The organism is Paenibacillus pasadenensis (genome assembly GCF_002864175.1).
Lineage (GTDB): Bacteria > Bacillota > Bacilli > Paenibacillales > Paenibacillaceae > Paenibacillus_O > Paenibacillus_O pasadenensis.
In genome coordinates this window covers 72,816-90,289 of the sequence record NZ_NFEZ01000002.1, presented here as the reverse complement: position 1 = coordinate 90,289, position 17,474 = coordinate 72,816, and the positions used below count along the sequence as shown (strand labels likewise).

14 protein-coding genes are annotated in these 17,474 nt (G+C 66.7%); 8 read left to right on the top strand and 6 right to left on the bottom strand.

Annotation, left to right across the window (positions count from 1 at the left end; genetic code table 11):
- The first annotated feature begins 18 nt into the window (after positions 1–18).
- Positions 19–615: a TetR/AcrR family transcriptional regulator gene (locus B8V81_RS03555; protein WP_101807742.1), complete on the top strand. Its 597-nt coding sequence runs from the start codon at positions 19–21 to the stop codon at positions 613–615.
- Between the two features lie 104 nt (positions 616–719).
- On the opposite strand, the gene B8V81_RS03550 is transcribed toward B8V81_RS03555, so the two are convergent.
- Positions 720–1,187: a Dps family protein gene (locus B8V81_RS03550; RefSeq protein ID WP_101807741.1), complete on the bottom strand. Its 468-nt coding sequence runs from the start codon at positions 1,185–1,187 to the stop codon at positions 720–722.
- A gap of 208 nt (positions 1,188–1,395) precedes the next feature.
- On the opposite strand from B8V81_RS03550, the gene B8V81_RS03545 reads away from it, so the two are divergent.
- Positions 1,396–3,618 (top strand): methyl-accepting chemotaxis protein, encoded by a 2,223-nt coding sequence (locus tag B8V81_RS03545; RefSeq protein ID WP_101807740.1) that lies wholly within the window; start codon positions 1,396–1,398, stop codon positions 3,616–3,618.
- A 204-nt stretch (positions 3,619–3,822) separates the two neighbouring features.
- Here B8V81_RS03545 and B8V81_RS03540 read toward each other — a convergent pair whose 3' ends face one another.
- Positions 3,823–4,227 carry a secondary thiamine-phosphate synthase enzyme YjbQ gene (locus B8V81_RS03540; RefSeq protein ID WP_101807739.1) on the bottom strand — a complete coding sequence of 135 codons (405 nt, stop codon included), beginning with the start codon at positions 4,225–4,227 and terminating at the stop codon, positions 3,823–3,825.
- A 215-nt stretch (positions 4,228–4,442) separates the two neighbouring features.
- Here B8V81_RS03540 and galU point away from each other — a divergent pair, with 215 nt between their 5' ends.
- The 3 genes from galU to B8V81_RS03525 all read left to right on the top strand — a co-directional run bounded on the left by galU (position 4,443) and on the right by B8V81_RS03525 (position 8,091).
- Positions 4,443–5,324 carry a UTP--glucose-1-phosphate uridylyltransferase GalU gene (gene galU, locus B8V81_RS03535; protein WP_146000452.1) on the top strand — a complete coding sequence of 294 codons (882 nt, stop codon included), beginning with the start codon at positions 4,443–4,445 and terminating at the stop codon, positions 5,322–5,324.
- Positions 5,325–5,516: 192 nt separating this feature from the next.
- The gene (locus B8V81_RS03530; RefSeq protein WP_101807738.1) at positions 5,517–6,911 is read left to right on the top strand and encodes an FxLYD domain-containing protein; all 1,395 of its coding nucleotides are present in this window, start codon (positions 5,517–5,519) and stop codon (positions 6,909–6,911) included.
- Positions 6,912–6,933: 22 nt separating this feature from the next.
- Positions 6,934–8,091, top strand: coding sequence for a S1C family serine protease (locus B8V81_RS03525; protein ID WP_101807737.1), 1,158 nt, complete (start codon positions 6,934–6,936; stop codon positions 8,089–8,091).
- 145 nt (positions 8,092–8,236) lie between these two features.
- Here the strand turns inward: B8V81_RS03525 and cobA are convergent, their stop codons facing one another.
- Genes cobA through nirB form a run of 3 tightly spaced genes read right to left on the bottom strand, consistent with a single transcriptional unit; the run spans position 8,237 to position 11,822 of the window.
- Positions 8,237–9,004, bottom strand: coding sequence for a uroporphyrinogen-III C-methyltransferase (gene cobA, locus B8V81_RS03520; RefSeq protein ID WP_101807736.1), 768 nt, complete (start codon positions 9,002–9,004; stop codon positions 8,237–8,239).
- A complete protein-coding gene (gene nirD / locus B8V81_RS03515) occupies positions 9,001–9,381 on the bottom strand; it encodes a nitrite reductase small subunit NirD (protein WP_101807735.1) in 381 nt (126 codons plus the stop codon). Before nirD ends, cobA begins: the two co-directional genes overlap by 4 nt.
- On the bottom strand, positions 9,378–11,822 hold the full coding sequence (gene nirB / locus B8V81_RS03510; RefSeq protein ID WP_101807734.1) for a nitrite reductase large subunit NirB: 2,445 nt from the start codon (positions 11,820–11,822) through the stop codon (positions 9,378–9,380). The genes nirD and nirB overlap by 4 nt, the downstream gene beginning before the upstream one ends.
- Before the next feature lie 347 nt (positions 11,823–12,169).
- On the opposite strand from nirB, the gene B8V81_RS03505 reads away from it, so the two are divergent.
- The 3 genes from B8V81_RS03505 to htpG all read left to right on the top strand — a co-directional run bounded on the left by B8V81_RS03505 (position 12,170) and on the right by htpG (position 15,852).
- Positions 12,170–12,796 carry an ANTAR domain-containing response regulator gene (locus B8V81_RS03505; RefSeq protein ID WP_101807733.1) on the top strand — a complete coding sequence of 209 codons (627 nt, stop codon included), beginning with the start codon at positions 12,170–12,172 and terminating at the stop codon, positions 12,794–12,796.
- Positions 12,793–13,833 carry an anthranilate phosphoribosyltransferase gene (locus tag B8V81_RS03500; protein ID WP_101807732.1) on the top strand — a complete coding sequence of 347 codons (1,041 nt, stop codon included), beginning with the start codon at positions 12,793–12,795 and terminating at the stop codon, positions 13,831–13,833. Before B8V81_RS03505 ends, B8V81_RS03500 begins: the two co-directional genes overlap by 4 nt.
- 141 nt (positions 13,834–13,974) lie before the next feature.
- Positions 13,975–15,852, top strand: coding sequence for a molecular chaperone HtpG (htpG, locus tag B8V81_RS03495; protein WP_101807731.1), 1,878 nt, complete (start codon positions 13,975–13,977; stop codon positions 15,850–15,852).
- A 100-nt stretch (positions 15,853–15,952) separates the two neighbouring features.
- Here the strand turns inward: htpG and B8V81_RS03490 are convergent, their stop codons facing one another.
- Positions 15,953–17,206 (bottom strand): nitrate/nitrite transporter, encoded by a 1,254-nt coding sequence (locus tag B8V81_RS03490; RefSeq protein ID WP_101807730.1) that lies wholly within the window; start codon positions 17,204–17,206, stop codon positions 15,953–15,955.
- Positions 17,207–17,474: the final 268 nt, after the last annotated feature.

Genomic DNA, 17,474 nt, shown 5'->3' with positions numbered 1-17,474 from the left:
ACGGACAGGAGGCGGCTTATGGGCAAGGTAGACGTGCGCGTCCGCATGCTGCGGGCCGCCAAGAAGCTGTTCGCGGAGCATGGCTTCGAAAAGACGACCATCCGGCAGATCTGCGAGGAGGCCTGCGCCAACGTAGCGCTCGTCTCCTATCATTTCGGCGGCAAGGACGGCGTCTTCGCCGCGATCTTCAACGAGTACTTCCCCGACCGGGACATCCGGTCGCTGGCGCCGGGCCCCGATCCCGAGGCCGATCTGAAGGTCATCATCCGCGAGATGACGCGGTTCCGCCGCCGCGAGCCCGAGCTGATCGCGATCATCCAGCAGGAGATGGCGCTGCGCTCCCCGCGCCGCGAGATCATCCAGTCGCACAAGTCGCTCATCCAGGTCCGCCTGCGGGAGTGCCTGGAGCGCGGCCGGGCGGAAGGCTGCTTCCGCTTCCGCTCGCTCCATACGACGCAGCTGTTCGTGATGGGCGCGCTTCTCGCCAACATGAGCATGATCGACATGCACGGCGTGCCGGAGATCGAGCGGCTGACCGCCGACGAGGTCGTCGCGGACTTGACGGCCTTCATCCTGGCCGCGGTCCGAGGGCAGACGGATGCCGACAGGAGCTAAAGGCGCAGCAAAAGGGCCGCTTTCGAGCAAGCCGGCATCGACCGGCTTCTCGAAGGCAGCCCTTTTTGGCATTCGACAGGGGAGGCGGGAGGAGCTTGAAACGATCAGGCGGAGGCGAACGCGTCCAGCATCCAGGCATGCTTCTCGATGCTTTCGTGGATCCCGAGCAGCAGGTCGGCGGTCGCGTCGTCGCCCGCCCCCTCGGCGTCGGCGATCGCTTGGCCGAGCTCCTGCGCGAGCGTCCGGTAGTCGGAGGCGACGGAACGGACCATCTCGATCGCGGACTCGTCGCCGGAGCCTTCCTGCAGCGTCGCCGCGGCCAGGAACTCGCGCATCGTGGACAGCGGGCGGCCGCCCGTGGCGAGCACGCGCTCGGCCAGCTCGTCGACGCGGGCCGCGGCTTCCCGGTACAGCTCCTCGAACTTGACGTGCAGCGTGAAGAAATGCGGCCCTTTCACGAGCCAGTGGAACTGGTGGAGCTTGGCGTACAGGACGCTCCAGTTGGCCAGCTGGAGATTGAGCGCGGCGTGGACGGCGGCGGCATCGACGGCTTTCGTGTTCGTTTGGGTCATGAGGGAACAGCTCCTTTGATTTATTTTTGTATTTGTTATTACATTAAAATTATTATAAATAAGCTGATTTGTCAAGGACATCCTCCGCATGGAGCCGGTTATTCTTTTTGAAGAGATGGCCGTCCTCCCTTTCAACGAAGCGCCGTCGGACCGATAACGTAATCAAATCCGTTAGAGAGACAGATGAGGACAAGAGGGGGAGAACGCCATGTTTGACTGGCTTGGCTTTCGAACGGGGCTGCCGCTGTGGATATCCTGCCGCCTGAACCGCGGCCGGACGGAGGACGTGAAGGAGATCTTCGAGGGCATCGCGGCCACGCGGGCGGCGCTGCTGCAGGATTGGGCGGAGGAATATTGGGGCCATATGAAGCGGCTGCGCCAGCAGCTGCAGCAGGAGGCCGGGGACGGAGGCGTGCAGGCGCTGCTGGCGGGCGGAGGCGGCGTCGATTCGCTGCGGGCGGCATATGGACGGGCGGGCGATTTCACGGAGCTGTTCTTCCTCGACCGGGAGGGATTCGTGACGGCATCGACTTTACCGCGGCACAGCGGGACTGCCTACTCGGAGGAAAGCGGAGAGGGGCTGGGTCTCGGGCTCGCGTATGCGAAGCGCATCGGCGGGCGCTGCCTGTTCGGCCCGTACCGGGACGAGCGGACGCTCGAGGCCGGGCCCCGTTCGTCGAGCTTCCACGACCGCATCACGCTGCTGTTCATCGAGCCGGTGCTGGAGGACGGGCGGTGGAGCGGAGCGCTCTGCGGACGAGTGCCGGGGGATGTGCTCGGCGATCTGATCCAGCGCGAGTCCGGGCATGTGTATCCCGATTCGGGCGACAACTATCTGTTCATGGCCAAGCCGGAGATCGACCGCAGGATCGAGCCCGGCACGGCGCTGTCGCGCAGCCGCTTCGAGGATCGGACCTTCACGCATGGGGACAACCTCAAGGACGGAGTGCGGACCGATTATGGCGTCGTCGGCATCCGGGAGCATACCGAGCTGGAGCTGCGGTTCACCGATCCGGCGACGGGGGAGCTGCATCCCGGCGTGGCGAATACGATCCGGAACGGCTCCAACCTGTTCGTCGAGTTTCCAGGCTATTCGGACTACCGGCATATCCCCGTCATCGGCAAAGGCGTCACCTTCCGGCTGCCGCATCACCCCGATCTGTGGGGGATGATGTGCGAGGGCGATCTGGAGGAGGTGTACCGGATCCGGGGCATCGACTGGCAGCACCGGCGGAGCTCGGCGCTGTCGCTGCTGGCCGGGACGGCGCTGTTCGCGCTGCTCCTGGCCGTCCTGCTCAGGCTGGGCGCGGATCCGCTGACGCAGGCTGCCGCGGCCGTCGCGGCGTACGTCGTGCTTGGCGCCGCCGGCTCGCTGGCGGCCCGCCGCCGGGTGACGAGGCGGACGGCGGAGCGCCTCGGGGCGATCGCCCGCTTCATCCGGCTCAACGCCGAGGGCGGGGGCGATCTGACCCAGCGGCTGCGGACCGAGACGTTCGCGGGAGACGAGACGCGCGAGCTGGCCAAGTGGATCAACAACATGATCGACTCGCTCGAGGGCATCATGCTGCGCGTGCGGACCGCCTCCGGCGACGTCCGCGTCAGCCAGGGCGAGCTGAGCCGCAAGGCGGCCGAGCTGGCCGAGCGGACGGAGCGGGTCAGCGGCTCGATGGGGCAGATGATCGCCGGCACGGCCGCCCAGCTGGGCGACATCGAAGGCGCCAAAGCTTCGGCGCGGCAGATGCGGGAGCAGCTGCAGGAGCTCGAGGAGCAGGCCAGCCGCGAGATCAGCGTGGCGCGGAGCGAGGTGGAGCGCATCGGAGAGGCGATGGGCGCGATATCGGGTCGCATGGAGCAGTCCGGGCAGACGCTGGACGGGCTCGTGCAGGCGGTGCATCAGGTCGGCGAGGTGCTCGGAGCGATCGAGCAGATCTCGGCGCAGACGCATCTGCTCGCGCTGAACGCCTCGATCGAGGCGGCCCGCGCGGGCGAGAGCGGCCGCGGCTTCGCGGTCGTCGCCGGCGAGATCCGCAAGCTGTCGGAGATGACGCGCCAGTCGACGGAGCATGTCCGCTCCATCATCGGGGGCATCCAGGGCGAGGCGGAGCGCGCGACGGCCTCGATGGCCGAAGGCAGCCGCGCCGTCGAGACCGGACGGCAGCTGGCCGAGGCGGCCGGCGCCATGCTCATGGCCGCCGCCGCAGGCGACGGCCGCAAGGGCGAGGTTGCCGGCGAGGTCGCGCGGCTGATGGAGAGCATCGCGGAGGTGAGCCAGCACAACCGCCGGATCAGCGCCGAGGCGGAGCGCCAGATGCAGGAGCTGCAGAGGGAGATGGCCCAGGTGCAGGCGACCGCCGGCGAGGCCGAGGCAATCACCGGCCAGCTGCAAGGCATGGTCGGCCAATTCCACCTGACCGAATCGCGCGTGCGCTGAGACCGGTCGGCAGGAGGCGCCGCAGCGCGGCCATTTGCCCGTAAAATGTTCAAGGCCCGACCGGATCTCGCGATCCGATCGGGCCTTGCTGCGTTTCAAAAGCGCTGGCCGCCGCTAGAGTCGGTAGAGCCGCCACGAAGTCCCGGCTGCCTCGAAGCGGCTGCCGGGAGCGAGCGCGGTCGCGCTATGGAGCGGCGCCGGAGCCTAGCGGTCGCCGGTGATGCGGAGGCGGTACTCGCGCGTCCTGGGGCCGTCGAACTCGCAGAAGTAGATGCCTTGCCAGCGTCCGAGCGCAAGGCGTCCGCCTTCGATCGGGACGAGCTGGCTCGTGCCCGTCGTCAGCGCCTTCAGATGGGCGGCCGTATTGCCCTCGGCATGCCGATAGCCGGGATGCTCCCACGGATAGATCTCGTCCAGACGGAGCAGGATGTCGTGCTTGACGTCCGGATCGGCGTTCTCTTGGATGGTTAATCCAGCCGTCGTATGGGGACAGTATACCAGGACTTCTCCGCTCTGAATGCCGGCTGCCTGCACATGGGACTGGACCTGCCGGGTAATGTCGATCATTTCATCGCGCCGCAGCGTGCGCAGCGTTTCGGTGATCCGCATGGGCCTCGCTCCTATCCTTATTTGGCTTTCCAAAACCAAGCATCGCTGCCATCATAACCTCTGGTGGCGCGATCCTTCAACAATTGGTAAACTTATGGAACAAGCGGCGAATCCGTCCCGGGACCTTCCGGTCCGATCCGGCGCCAGCCGCCGGAAGGTCTGCCGCCTCATGTCCGATCTTACATATCTTGCATCTCTTAAGGAGTGGTTCAATCTTGACGCATATCCGCAAAGCCATTATTCCAGCCGGCGGGCTGGGCACTCGCTTCCTTCCGGCGACCAAGGCGCAGCCGAAGGAAATGATGCCGCTGATCGACAAGCCGGCGATCCAATACATCGTCGAAGAGGCGGTCGCCTCCGGCATCGAGAGCATCATGATCGTGAGCGGCCGCAACAAGCGGGCGATCGAGGATCATTTCGACAAGTCCGTCGAGCTGGAGGCCGAGCTGGAGGAGCGGGGCAACGAGGAGATGCTCGAGCTCGTCCGCGGCATCTCCAAGCTGGCCGACATCGTCTACGTGCGCCAGCGGGAGCCGCTCGGGCTCGGCCATGCGGTGCTGTGCGCGCGCAGCTTCATCGGCAGCGAGCCGTTCGCGGTGCTGCTCGGCGACGACATCCTGCGCTCCGAGCAGCCCTGCCTGGGCGAAATGATGAACTACTACCGCGATACCGGCTCGTCGGTCATCTCCGTCATGGAGGTTCCGTGGGACCAGACGCATAAATACGGCATCGTCGATCTGGAAGGCGACGGCCTGTTCCCTCGCATCCGCAATCTCGTCGAAAAGCCGGCGCCCGGAGAAGCGCCGTCCAACTGGGCGGTCGTCGGCCGATATGTGCTCGATCCGGCCATATTCCGCCTGCTCGAGCGCGCCGAGCCCGGCAAGGGCGGCGAGATCCAGCTGACGGACAGCCTGCAGAAGCTGAACTCCGTGCTGCCGATGCACGCCTACAAGTTCCAGGGCCGCCGCCACGACGTCGGCGACAAGCTCGGCTTCGTGCAGGCGACGATCGACATGGCGCTCGAGCGGGACGATCTGGCCGAGGCCGTGCGCGACTACATGCGGAGCAAGCTGCATCCGGAGCCGGCCGCAACCTGATCCTCAGGCGGCATTCGCGCCAAGCCATCTTTGCGGATGGCTTTTTTCGGTTGGACCAAGGCTTTTTCCCCGGGATGATCGTCCTAATCGGGTGGATTGGAAACAAAACGCCGGCAAGCGGCGTATGAACGGAAGACGCTCCGAACCTCCGAGGAGGGCGGGCGAACGGAAAGATGGCGGAGGCATGAAGCGATGAGCAGTGGACCGGAATCGACGGAACGGGAATCGGGCGGCATCCGCACCCCATGCCCTTATTGCGGCTTCAAGACGCTGGACGACGAGGCCAGCTTCTGCAGCCGCTGCGGCAAGCCGCTGCATACGGCGGCTCTGCTCGTGCGGCGCCGCGAGCGGGTGGAATGGCTGGAGCAGATCCAGGAGATCGGGACCGCGCCGGCAGGAGGGACCCCGGATGCGCGGGAGCTGATGGAGCGCATGCGCGAGGACGAGCGGCTGGATCAGGCGGAGGAGAGCTCCTCCGAGCGGCCGCGTCTCGCCTACGCTCAAGCGGAGCGCCCTGCCGCCGGCTGGCGGGAGTCGCTGCGCCGCACGCGCAGGCAGTGGCTGCCGCCGGCGCTGGCGCTGCTGGTCGGCTGCGCGGGCATCGCGGGCGTGCTCGTCCGCGAGCTCAGGCTCAACGAGCGGGCCGAGGCGTGGCAGCAGCAGGCTTCGCGGGAAGCGCTCGCCGGCCGCTACCCGCAGGCGGAGCAGCTGCTCGAGCGGGCCGCGGAGATGCGGCCGGATGGAGCGGGGCTGCTGCGCGATCTCGATATTACGCGGCAGGCGCGGCGGCTCGACGATCAGGTCGAGGAAGCGGCGCGCCTGCTCGAAAGCGGCCGGCTCGAGCAGGCCGAGGGCGAGCTGAGGCAGGTGCAGGCGGCGGTGGCGAACCGCCAGGAGCGGGTGTTCGACCCTGTGCGAGGCCGCATCGGAGACGAGGCGGCGCGTCTCGCCGTCAAGCAAGTCTCGCAGGAGCTGGACGGGCTGGACAGCGTGGCGGAGCTCGCGGATCGGCTGCAGCGGCTGCGCGGCCTGCAGGATGCCGGCGCTTCCCAGCTGCGGCAGCGCATTCTCGACCTGATCGTCGAAACCGGCTCCGCCCAGGCGGAGGCGCTGCTGCGCGGACGCGACTATTCGGCGGCGCTCGCAGCCGTGGCGGAGGCGCGAGAGCATGCCGGAGCGGTCGAGCCGCTCAAGGAGCTGGAGGCGCGGATCGGACGCGAGCGGGAGAACTATGAGCGGCAGGAGCAGCAGCGTCTGGATGCGGCGCGCCAGATCGCGTACGACGAGCAGCTGCGCAACCGCACCGCCGCCGTGGCGGTGCGCGGCGTCAAGGTCAGCCGCGACGAGGAGGGACGGGCCGTCGTGTCCGGCGAGGTCGAGAGCAAGGCGACGCGCGGCATCCATTCCGTGCAGCTCGAATACAAGCTGCTCGATGCCGAAGGCCGCGCCGTCGGCACGGTCACGGCAGGCACGGAGCCGGGCGTCTCGATCGAGCCGGGCGGCAGGGCTGCCTTCCGCGGCGCCGCATCGCTGCCTGCGGGCGAGCTGACCGCCATCATTACGAAGGCGACGTGGTACATTGAGTAGCCCGCCGGAAAGGAGATCCCGCATGAAATGGAAGACGAGCTGGCCGGCGGCCCTTGCCGCCCTGCTCCTGCTGGCCGGCGGGACGGCTTCGCTGGCGATCCACCTCGATTTGCCTCAGCGGGCGGGGGCGGAGCCGCTGCTGGCCGTCCTCCCGAGCGGAGGAGCGGGCAGCGCCAGCGCTTTGAAGGAAGTCATTTTCAACACGCAGAAAAAGGTGTTCACGATCCAGAGCGACAGCGGCCTCGGCTCGGGCTTCCTATACAACGACCGCGGCGACCTGCTGACGAACGCGCATGTCGTGGCCGGCTCCCGCACGGTGCGGGTGATCGCCTCCGACGCCAGAGAGCTGACCGGGGAAGTGATCGGCATCGGCAGCGAGCTCGACGTCGCCGTCGTGCGCGTGCCGGAGCTGTCCGGCTCCCAGCCGCTCAAGCTGGAGCGGACCGGACGGGTGGAGGTCGGCGATCCGGTGCTGGCGGTCGGCAGTCCGCTCGGCCTGCAGAGCACGGTGACGACCGGCATCGTCAGCGGCCTCGGGCGCAACTTCGCGATGAAGCCATATATCTACCGCAATCTGTACCAGATCTCGGCGTCGATCGCTCCGGGCAACAGCGGAGGGCCGCTCGTCGATCAGCGTACGGGAGCGGTGCTCGGCATGAACTCGGCGGAGATGCAGGACGGGGAAATCGGCTTCAGCATCCCGATCGCGGACGTGCTCGGCATCGCCGAGGGCTGGTCGAACAGTCCGATGGAGGAGCTGCCCGGCGTCAGGGACGACGAGGCGGACACGGCGACGGGCAAAAAGACGATTACGGACTACGCCGGCTACCTCGTGTCCCGCTTCTACGAGAGCCTGAGCAACGGCGACTACTTGTACGCCTATTCGCTGCTCGGCTACAGCTGGAAGGCACAGGACCCGTACGAGGACTTCCGCAAAGGCTATCTGCCGACGAAAAACGTCGTCATCAAGAGCTTGAACGTGACCCAGAACGGCGAGCGCAGCGCGACCGTCAAGGCGGTCATCGAGGCCGAGGAGCATGGTCAGGACGGGGCGAGCGTCAAGCGCAACTTCGAGGTGACATACAAGGTCGGCTACGAGAACGACCAGCTCAAGCTGATCGACGGCAAGGGCAAGGAGCTGGATGCGGCAGGAGAGAAAGCGTCTAAGAAAAAAGGCTGAGGAGCAAAGCTAGAGGAACAAAGCTTGAGGAGCAAAGCCTGCGAGCAGAGCTTGGGGAGCAGGCTTGCGAAAAGGAGAAAGCAGCCCAGGACCAGCAACGATGCTGGCTCCGGGCTGCTTTTTGCATGCGGCGCGGCGGGAAAGGCTAGCCGGCGGAGGATTCGAGCTGGGCGGACAGCGCCTGCAGCCGCTCGCGGATGAGCACGACCTCGCCGATGACGACCAGCGAGGGATTGGCGGCTCCGGCGGAGGCGGCCAGGACGGGAAGCCCGGCCAGCGTACCGACGTGGGTGCGGCTAGCGGCCGTCGTGGCGCGCTCCACGATCGCGGCTGGGGTGCCAGGCGGCTTGCCGTGGCGGAGCAGCTCCGCTGCGATCGCCTCCAGCCGGGCCATGCCCATGTAGACGACGAGCGTATCGACGCCGTGGGCGAGCAGATCCCAGCGCGGCTCCGGGGAGTCCGCGCTCGCGCGCGTTCCGGAGACGCAGGCGAAGGAGGCGCTGACGCCGCGGTGGGTGAGCGGGATGCCCTCGGCTGCGGCGGCGCCGGAGGCGGAGGTGACGCCGGGCACGAGCTCCCACGGGATGCCGTGCCGCGCCAGCTCGAGCGCCTCCTCGCCGCCGCGTCCGAAGACGAGCGGATCGCCGCCCTTGAGCCGCACGACGGCCAGTCCCTGCGAGGCGAAGCGCACGAGCAGGGCGTTGATCTGCTCCTGGCTCATGGCGTGGCGGCCGGGCGCCTTGCCGCAGTAGATGCGCCGTGAGGAGGGGGAAGCCTCCTCCAGCAGCTGCGGGCTGACGAGCCGGTCGTACAGGATGACGTCCGCCTGCTGCAGGCGGCGCAGCGCCTTGACGGCGATCAGCTCGGGATCGCCCGGGCCGGCTCCGACGATCGAGACCAGGCCCGGCTTCATGACCGCTCCTCCAGTCCTGCGCAGGCGGGAGGGACGGCCGCCGCGGCGGCCGCGTCCGGGCGCTCCCCCGTCTCGATCCAGACGCTGCCTTCCGCATCGACATCCGCCGCATAGGTGCGCACGGAGCCCTCGTCGGGCGCCTGCGCCTGACCGGTGCGCAGGTCGATCTTCCAGTCATGCAGCGGGCAGTGCACGGCGGAGCCGCACACCATGCCCTCCGACAGTTTGCCGCCCTTGTGCGGGCAGCGATTCTCGACGGCCAGAACCTCGCCGTCCGTCAGCTTGAACAGCGCGATCTCCTCGCCGCCGCCGACGACGGCGATGCGCGAGCCGAGCGCGTCGATCTGTCCGGCCCGGCCTACCCGATGCCTGCTCATGGCTGTTCCCTCCCTGCGACCGCGAGCGGCTCGAAATTTTTGCGCAGCTCCGGATCGTCGACGATCTCCTGCCAGGGGTCCTCCAGCGTGGCGAGAGCTTCCTGCAGGCGCTCGTTCAAAGCGATCCGCTCCTCCGCAGAAGCCAAAGCCTCCCGGATGGAGCCGATCCCTACGCGCTCAACCCAGTGGGCGGTCCGCTCGCCCCATGCCGCCGTTTCCCGATAATATTGAAGAAAAGCGCCGGACCACTCCATCACTTCCTCTTCCGTTCGCACGACGCCGATCAGGTCGGTGGCCCGCACCTTGACGCCGCCGTTGCCGCCCGCATGCAGCTCCCAGCCGCCGTCGATCGCGACGACGCCGAAGTCCTTGATCGTCGCCTCGGCGCAGTTGCGCGGGCAGCCGGATACGGCCATCTTGAACTTGGCGGGCGTGCTGATGCGCTCGTAGGCTTTCTCCAGCCGGATGCCCATGCCCATTGCGTCCTGCGTGCCGAAGCGGCAGAACGTGTCGCCGACGCAGGTCTTGACGGTGCGCAGAGCTTTGCCGTATGCGCTGCCTGACGCCATGCCGAGCTCTTCCCACATGCGGGGCAGATCCTCCTTGCGCACGCCGAGCAGGTCGAGCCTCTGACCGCCGGTGAACTTGACGAGCGGGACCTGGAAGCGCTCCGCCACGTCTGCGATATGCTTCAGCTCGGCGGGACTCGTCACGCCGCCGTAGATGCGGGGTACGACGGAGAACGTGCCGTCCTTCTGGATGTTGGCGTGGTAGCGCTCGTTCGCGAAGCGGGATTCCTTTTCGTCGCGATGCGAGCCGGGCTGCAGCATGCCGAGGTAGTAATTGAGCGCGGGCCGGCATTTGGAGCAGCCCTCGGGCTGGCTCCAGCCGAGCACATGCATCGTCTCCCTCACGCCCGAAAGGCCCATCGAGGATATGGCCTCGACGATTTCCTCGCGGCCGAGCGAGGTGCAGCCGCATATGCCCTCCCTGACTTGGACGACAGCGTCTCCGGCGGTCAGCTCCAGCAGTCCCTCGACGAGCGGCTTGCAGCCGCCGCAGGAGGCGGACGCCTTCGTGCAGGCCTTGATGGCGCCAAGGCTCGTGCAGCCGCCGGAGACGATCGCCTGGATGACCGCCTCCTTGCTGACGCCGTTGCAGCCGCAGACGATCTCGTCGCTCGGCATCGCGGCGAGCCTCTCCAGCAGCGAGGAGGCGGCCGCGCCGCCGGAGCCTGGGGCATAGCCGAGCAGCAGCTCCTTCTCGCGTCCGGCGATCGGCTCGCCGCTCTTGATCAGGTTGAACAGCATCGCTCCGTCGGAGGTGTCGCCGAACAGCACCGCGCCAGCCAGCCGGTCGCCGCGCACGACGAGCTTCTTGTAGACGCCGTCCATCTCGTCCTGCCAGCGGAGGGATCGGGCGCCTGCTCCGCCCATGTAGTCTCCCGCCGAAAAGACGTCCACGCCCGAAACCTTCAGCTTGGTCGACGTGACCGAGCCCCTGTAGCCCTCCGTCGGCACGCCGGCCAGATGCTTGGCGAGCACGGCGCCCTGCTCGTAGAGCGGGGCGACGAGGCCGTAGGCGATGCCGTCATGCTCGGCGCACTCGCCGAGGGCATAGATGCCGGGAGCGCTCGTCGCCAGCTCGTCGCCGACGATGATGCCGCGCCGCGTCTCGATGCCCGCGCTTGCGGCCAGCTCCGCGTTCGGCACGATGCCGACGGCCATGACGACGAGGTCGGCGTCTAGACTGCTGCCGTCCTTGAACTTCAGCCCGGCGGCGCGCTTGCGGCCTGTAATCTCCGCCGTCTGGGCGTTCAGCCGGAACGTCATGCCTTGCCGCTCGAGCTCCTGCTGCAGCATGAGGCTGGCTGCGGGGTCGAGCTGGCGGTTCATGAGCAGGGCCGAGTTGTGCACGACCGTGACGTCCATGCCGAGGTTCAGTAGGCCGCGGGCGGCTTCCAGCCCGAGCAGGCCGCCGCCGATTACGGCCGCCCGGCGGTACGTCCGGGAAGCCTCCAGCATCGTCTGGCAGTCGCGGATGTCGCGGAACCCGATGACGCCTTCCTTGTCGGCGCCGGGCACCGGCAGGATATAGGCGCGCGAGCCGGTAGCCAGCAGCAGCGCGTCATAGGAGGCGCTGACGCCTTGATCCGACGTGACCGTGCGCGAGGCGGTGTCGATGGCCGTGACGGCATGCCCCGCGTGGAGCGTGATGCCGTTGTCCTCGTACCAGCTCCAATCGTTGAGCACGATATCCTGCAGTCCCGCGCCGCCGTCCGCGAGCACGGAGCTGAGCTGGATGCGGTTGTAGTTCGGATGCGGCTCCGCGCCGAAGATCGTGATCGAGTAGGCGTCCGGCGCCAGCTTCAGCAGATGCTCGATGCAGCGGATGCCGGCCATGCCGTTGCCGACGAGGACTAGCTTTTTGGGGATGGTCATCGTGAAAGCTCCCTTCAGGTCGGCGGCCTGCGCCGCCGAGAATCGGATGAAGACAGAAAAAGCCTGCGGGAAAGCCGGGCTGGACGGGGAAAAGCGCCGTCGACCGGGATTTCCTGCAGGCTTCGTTGCCGCGGGATGGATACGCCATTGTATCCGGAACTGCGATTCGATTGGTTAGGGCAACTATACGGTACGGCTGCAATTGTGTCAATATAGCTTACATAAATTCCGGATTATTTTCTCTTGAATGAAATTTTGGCGGATCTATCGACAATTCGAAAAGCGTTGTGTTATAAAATTTTACACAAGATGATCCAAGTCGCTGAAGCGGAAAGGAGCGGATGTCCATGCGCGCGATCGTCGTGATCGCCCCGAGAGAACGCGGAGCGGAGCCGGCAGTCAGAGCCGCGGAGGCCGGGCCGAAGCCGGAGGCGCTGCTGCGCGACTGCGGCTATGCCGTGCTGCGCGCGGCGACGGCGCAGCAGGCGGAGACGGTGCTGCCGGAGGCGGATGCGGCCGTGCTGCACATGCCGCTGCCGGAGGTGATGAGCTGGCGCGGCGCGCTGGCCGGAGGGCGGCCAGTGCCGCTGCTCTGGTGGTGCAGCGCCGAGGCGATGGGCCGCTCGGCGACGGCTTGCGAGGATGACGTGCGGCTCGACGGCCTGCTCGTTCCCGGCATGAGCGCGGGCGAGGTGCACTGGGCGCTGCAGCTGGCCGGCAAGGCCTGCATGGAGCGGCGGCAATGGGAGGAGGAGCGCAAGCGGCTCATGGCCCGGCTGGAGGAGCGCAAGTGGATCGACATGGCCAAAGGCATCCTGGCGGAGACGCGCGGCCTGAGCGAGGCCGAGGCGTACGAGCTGCTGCGCTCGCAGGCGATGGAGGAGCGGCGGCGCATGGTCGACGTCGCCACCTCGATCGTCAAGGTGTATCAGCTGCTGCAGGACAACACGAAGAAGGGGGCGAGGCGCCCATGATCGAGCTGCTCAAGGAAGTGGGACGAGGCAAGCGGGGGGCCAAGGATCTCGGCTACGAGGATGCGGCGAGGGCGGCGGAGGCGATCCTCGGCGGGAGCGCGACGCCGGCGCAGGTCGGCGCGTTCCTGATCGCGGAGCGGATCAAGATGGAGAGCGTGGAGGAGATCGAGGCGTTCGTCCGCGTGTGCCGCTCCTATGCGGAGCGGGACGGACAGCAGGGCGGCGTCGATCTGGCCGGACCGTACGACGGGCGCAAGCGCTCGTTCATGGCGACGTTCCCGACGGCGTTCGTGCTGGCGGCGGGCGGATTGCCGGCGACGCTGCACGGCGCCGCCCCGCTTCCTCCCAAATGGGGCGTCACCCTGCACTGTCTGCTGGAGGCGGCGGGCCTGCGTCCGGACCGGCTGCCGCGCGCCGCGCTGCGGGCGGCAGCCCGCCGCACGGGCGTGCTCTACGTCCCGTCGGAGAGCTGGTGCCCGCCGCTCGCGCGGCTGCGCCCGATCCGCGAGCAGCTCGGCCTGCGGACGGTGCTCAACACGGCGGAGAAGCTGCTCGACTACGGCGGCTCGCCGCATCTCGTGTTCGGCGTCTACCACAACACCGTGCTGGAGCGGATCGCGCGCCTGCTCACGGGGCTCGGCTACGGGCGCTCTCTCGTCATCCAGGGCGCCGAGGGCTCTGAGGACGTGCATGCGGGCCGTCCGACGCGCATGTATGTCGTGGAGAACGGAGAAGCCCGCCTGCAGGTGCTCGATCCGGAAGCGCTTGGCTTCGAGCTGGAGGACGAGGAGTGCGATTGGACGGCAGAGCAGCAGCTGGCGGCGGCCGAAGCGGTGCTCGCTGGCGAGGGCACGGTCGCCCATGCCGGGGCGGTGCAGCTCAACGCCGCGCTGCGCCTGCAGCTGGCCGGCCGAGCGGGCTCGCTGGAGGAGGGCGTGTACATCGCCAAGGCGCTGCTCGACGACGGCTCGGCGCTGGCGGCCTACCGCGCATGGCTGGGGATGCTGGCGGCACCGGCAGCGGAGGCGGTGGAGTAGGAGGTCGCCTCGCGCGGCTTTCGGAATTCCGCCGCCATGCTCTCTGCCTTGACAAGCCGAATCAGGCCGTGATATATAAACGTTGCTGGCACTCGAGCGAAGAGAGTGCTAAGATTCAGGCACGAAGAGGAGAGAGTCGAAGTGGAAAAGAAACCGTTCCTGGCGGAATCGAAGCGTCTTCTGGACATGATGATCAACTCGATCTACACCCAGAAAGAGATCTTTCTGCGCGAACTCATCAGCAACAGCAGCGACGCCATCGACAAGATCTACTATAAAGCGCTTACCGACGACAGCCTGACGTTCGATCAGGACAGCTATTTCATCGAAATCAAGCCGGACAAGGCGGCCCGCACGCTGTCGATCGCGGACACCGGCATCGGTATGACGCGCGAGGAGCTCGAGACGAATCTCGGCACGATCGCCAAAAGCGGCTCGCTCGCGTTCAAGCAGGAGAACGAGTCCAAGGACGGCCGCGACATCATCGGCCAGTTCGGCGTCGGCTTCTACGCGTCGTTCATGGTCGCCGACAAGGTAACGGTCGTCTCCCGCGCGCTCGGCGAGGAGCAGGCATGGCGCTGGGAATCCGAAGGCGCGGACGGCTACACGATCGAGCCGGCCGACAAAGCCGCCATCGGCACGGAGATCACGCTGCACATCAAGCCGGACACCGAGGACGAAAGCTACGAGGACTACCTGAACGAGTACCGGCTGAAGGCGCTCGTCAAGAAATATTCGGACTTCATCCGCTATCCGATCAAGATGGAGCTGACCTCCAGCCGTCCGAAGGAAGGCGCCGAGGGCGAGTTCGAGGAATTCTCGGAGCAGCAGACGATCAACAGCATGGTGCCGATCTGGCGCAAGAACAAGTCCGAGCTGAAGGCGGAGGACTACGAGAGCTTCTACCACGAGAAGCGCTACGGCTTCGACAAGCCGCTCGCGCATGTGCATGTGAGCGCCGACGGCGCGGTCGTCTATCAGGCGATCCTGTACGTCCCGGAGACGATCCCGTTCGACTACTACACCAAGGAGTACGAAAAAGGGCTCGAGCTGTATTCCCGCGGCGTGCTCATCATGAACAAATGCGCCGACCTGCTGCCGGACTACTTCAGCTTCGTCAAGGGCATGGTCGACTCCGAGAGCCTGTCGCTCAACATCTCCCGCGAGCTGCTGCAGCATGACCGCCAGCTCAAGCAGATCGCCAAGAACATCGAGTCGAAGATCAAGGGCGCGCTCCAGGGCATGCTCAAAAACGAGCGCGAGAAGTACGAGAAGTTCTTCGGCTCGTTCGGCCGCCAGCTGAAGTTCGGCGTGTACAGCGACTACGGCGCGCACAAGGAGACGCTGCAGGACCTGCTGCTGTTCACCTCGTCGAAGGACAAAGCGCTCGTGACGCTGGCCGAGTACGTCTCCCGCATGCCGGAGGACCAGAAGTACATCTACTACGCGAGCGGCTCCTCCGCCGAGCGCATCGAGAAGCTGCCGCAGACCGAGCTCGTGCTCGACAAGGGCTATGAGATCCTGTACTTCACCGACGACATCGACGAGTTCGCGATCCGCATGCTGACGAGCTACAAGGACAAGGAATTCCGCTCCGTATCGAGCGGCGACCTGGGCATCGAGGATGAGCGCAAGCCGGAGGACGAAGCGGCCGACGAGGAGAACAAGCCGCTGTTCGAGGCGATGGCGGGGCTGCTGGGCGGCAAGGTGAGCGCGGTCCGCGCCTCCAAGCGCCTGCGCAAGCATCCGGTCTGCTTCGCGACCGAGGGCGACCTGACGATCGAGATGGAGAAGGTGCTGGCGGCGATGCCCGACAGCTCCGGCGTCAAGGCGCAGAAGGTGCTCGAGATCAACACCGGCCACGACGTGTTCCGCGCGCTCAAGGAAGCCCACGCCGCCGACCCGGCCAAGCTTGAGCTGTTCACCTCGCTGCTGTACAGCCAGGCGCTGCTCATCGAGGGGCTGCCGATCGAGGATCCGGTCGAGTTCACGAACCAGATCTGCCAGGTGATGGCGTAGTCCTTCTTTGCCTTGAATTCCAAAAGCCCCGGAGCCGCTATTCAGCGGACCCGGGGCTTTTCGCTATGCGGACAAGGGGGGATGCGGGGAGGAGACTCTGCTACAGCTCGGCGGAGACGGGAGCGGCGGCCGCCTCGGGCGACGCTCCCGGAGCGACCTTGCCGCCATAGCCCATCCAGCTATGCCGCCAGCGCAGCTGCATGAAGACGATGAGCGCCATCGCCGCCGCCGCGACGAGGCTCAGGACGAGGAAGCCCGGCGTGTAGCTCCCGCTGGACTGGTACAGCCGGCCGAGCACGAGCGGCAGCGCATAGCCGCCGAGGCCGCCGGCCGCGCCGACGATGCCGGTCATGAGGCCAAGCTCGCGGCCGAAGCGCTGCGGCACGAGCTGGAACACCGAGCCGTTGCCCGCGCCGAGGCACATCATGCCGACGAATAGCAGCGTCAGCGTGACAGGCAGCGGCGGCAGCGCCGAGACGGAGGCTAGCATTAGCGCCGCGCCGCCGTACAGGATCGTCAGCATGCGGGCACCTCCGAAACGGTCGGACAGGTAGCCGCCGATCGGGCGGAACAGGCTGCCTCCGATGACGCAAAGCGTCGTGAAGTCGGCGGCCCTAACGGGAGCGAGGCCGTATTGGGCGTTGAAGAAGATCGTCAGGTAGTTGGAGAGCCCGACGAAGCCGCCGAACGTGACGGCGTAGAGCGCGCAGAACACCCAGGCGTCGCGCTGCTTCATGATGCCCGCGTACTCCGCGGGACGGCGCGGAGCCGGGCGGTCCGGGCTGTTGCGGGCGAGCAGCGTGAACAGGACGAGCACGACGGCGATCGGGATGAGGGCGAGGCCGAATACGATTTCCCAGCTGCCGTAATGCGCCGCGAGGCGGTTGGCGAAAAGCGTGGCGAAGACAGTGCCGCTGTTGCCGGCGCCGGCGATGCCCATCGCCAGCCCCTGATGCTCCTTGGGGTACCATTGTCCGGCGAGCGGCAGGGCGGCGGCGAATGAGGCGCCGGCGACGCCGAGCAGCAGGGCGACGACGTACAGCTGCTCGAGGCTGTCCACAGCCAGCCAGCCGAGCAGGAGCGGGACGAGCGAGACGAGCATGCCGATCTGTCCGGTCCGCTTGGGGCCGATATAGTCGGCGAGGAAGCCGAACACGAGCCTCAGGATCGACCCGCCGAGCACCGGCAGTGCGACCAGGTTGGCTTTCTGCACGGGGGTCATCGGGAAGTCTGCCGCGATGACGACGGCCAGCGGCCCGATCATCACCCAGATCATGAAGCTGACGTCGAAGTACAGGAATGCGCTCAGCAGCGTCTTTTTGTCTCCGCTTTGCCAGAAGCTTTTTCTCTCCATCGTAGGATCCTCTCCTTTGTCGACCTTCAGCCGCGATGCGGGTCCGAAGTCCGAAGCGCAAAAAGCCGCAGTCCTTCCCAGAAGAGGGGGGGACTGCGGCATCATTGCCGGCGCATCGGCCCGTACGGCGTTGTACGGTCGTGGTTGACAAGTTCGAGTATAGGGAGACATCGGCCGTCATGTCAATATAGCTGACGTAATTTTATTTATCGGACGGATGAGTCAGCTATATTGACATCGATATCCGGCTCCGCTAAGCTGGAACCAA

What these genes read in the sequence shown, in the direction of transcription:
- B8V81_RS03490 (WP_101807730.1), bottom strand. Translation starts at nt 17,206, where the DNA reads ATGGAGAGAAAAAGCTTCTGGCAAAGCGGAGACAAAAAGACGCTGCTG.
- nirB (WP_101807734.1), bottom strand. Translation starts at nt 11,822, where the DNA reads ATGACCATCCCCAAAAAGCTAGTCCTCGTCGGCAACGGCATGGCCGGC.
- B8V81_RS03500 (WP_101807732.1), top strand. Translation starts at nt 12,793, where the DNA reads ATGATCGAGCTGCTCAAGGAAGTGGGACGAGGCAAGCGGGGGGCCAAG.
- nirD (WP_101807735.1), bottom strand. Translation starts at nt 9,381, where the DNA reads ATGAGCAGGCATCGGGTAGGCCGGGCCGGACAGATCGACGCGCTCGGC.
- B8V81_RS03525 (WP_101807737.1), top strand. Translation starts at nt 6,934, where the DNA reads ATGAAATGGAAGACGAGCTGGCCGGCGGCCCTTGCCGCCCTGCTCCTG.
- B8V81_RS03505 (WP_101807733.1), top strand. Translation starts at nt 12,170, where the DNA reads ATGCGCGCGATCGTCGTGATCGCCCCGAGAGAACGCGGAGCGGAGCCG.
- B8V81_RS03540 (WP_101807739.1), bottom strand. Translation starts at nt 4,227, where the DNA reads ATGCGGATCACCGAAACGCTGCGCACGCTGCGGCGCGATGAAATGATC.
- B8V81_RS03555 (WP_101807742.1), top strand. Translation starts at nt 19, where the DNA reads ATGGGCAAGGTAGACGTGCGCGTCCGCATGCTGCGGGCCGCCAAGAAG.
- B8V81_RS03545 (WP_101807740.1), top strand. Translation starts at nt 1,396, where the DNA reads ATGTTTGACTGGCTTGGCTTTCGAACGGGGCTGCCGCTGTGGATATCC.
- B8V81_RS03550 (WP_101807741.1), bottom strand. Translation starts at nt 1,187, where the DNA reads ATGACCCAAACGAACACGAAAGCCGTCGATGCCGCCGCCGTCCACGCC.
- B8V81_RS03530 (WP_101807738.1), top strand. Translation starts at nt 5,517, where the DNA reads ATGAGCAGTGGACCGGAATCGACGGAACGGGAATCGGGCGGCATCCGC.
- cobA (WP_101807736.1), bottom strand. Translation starts at nt 9,004, where the DNA reads ATGAAGCCGGGCCTGGTCTCGATCGTCGGAGCCGGCCCGGGCGATCCC.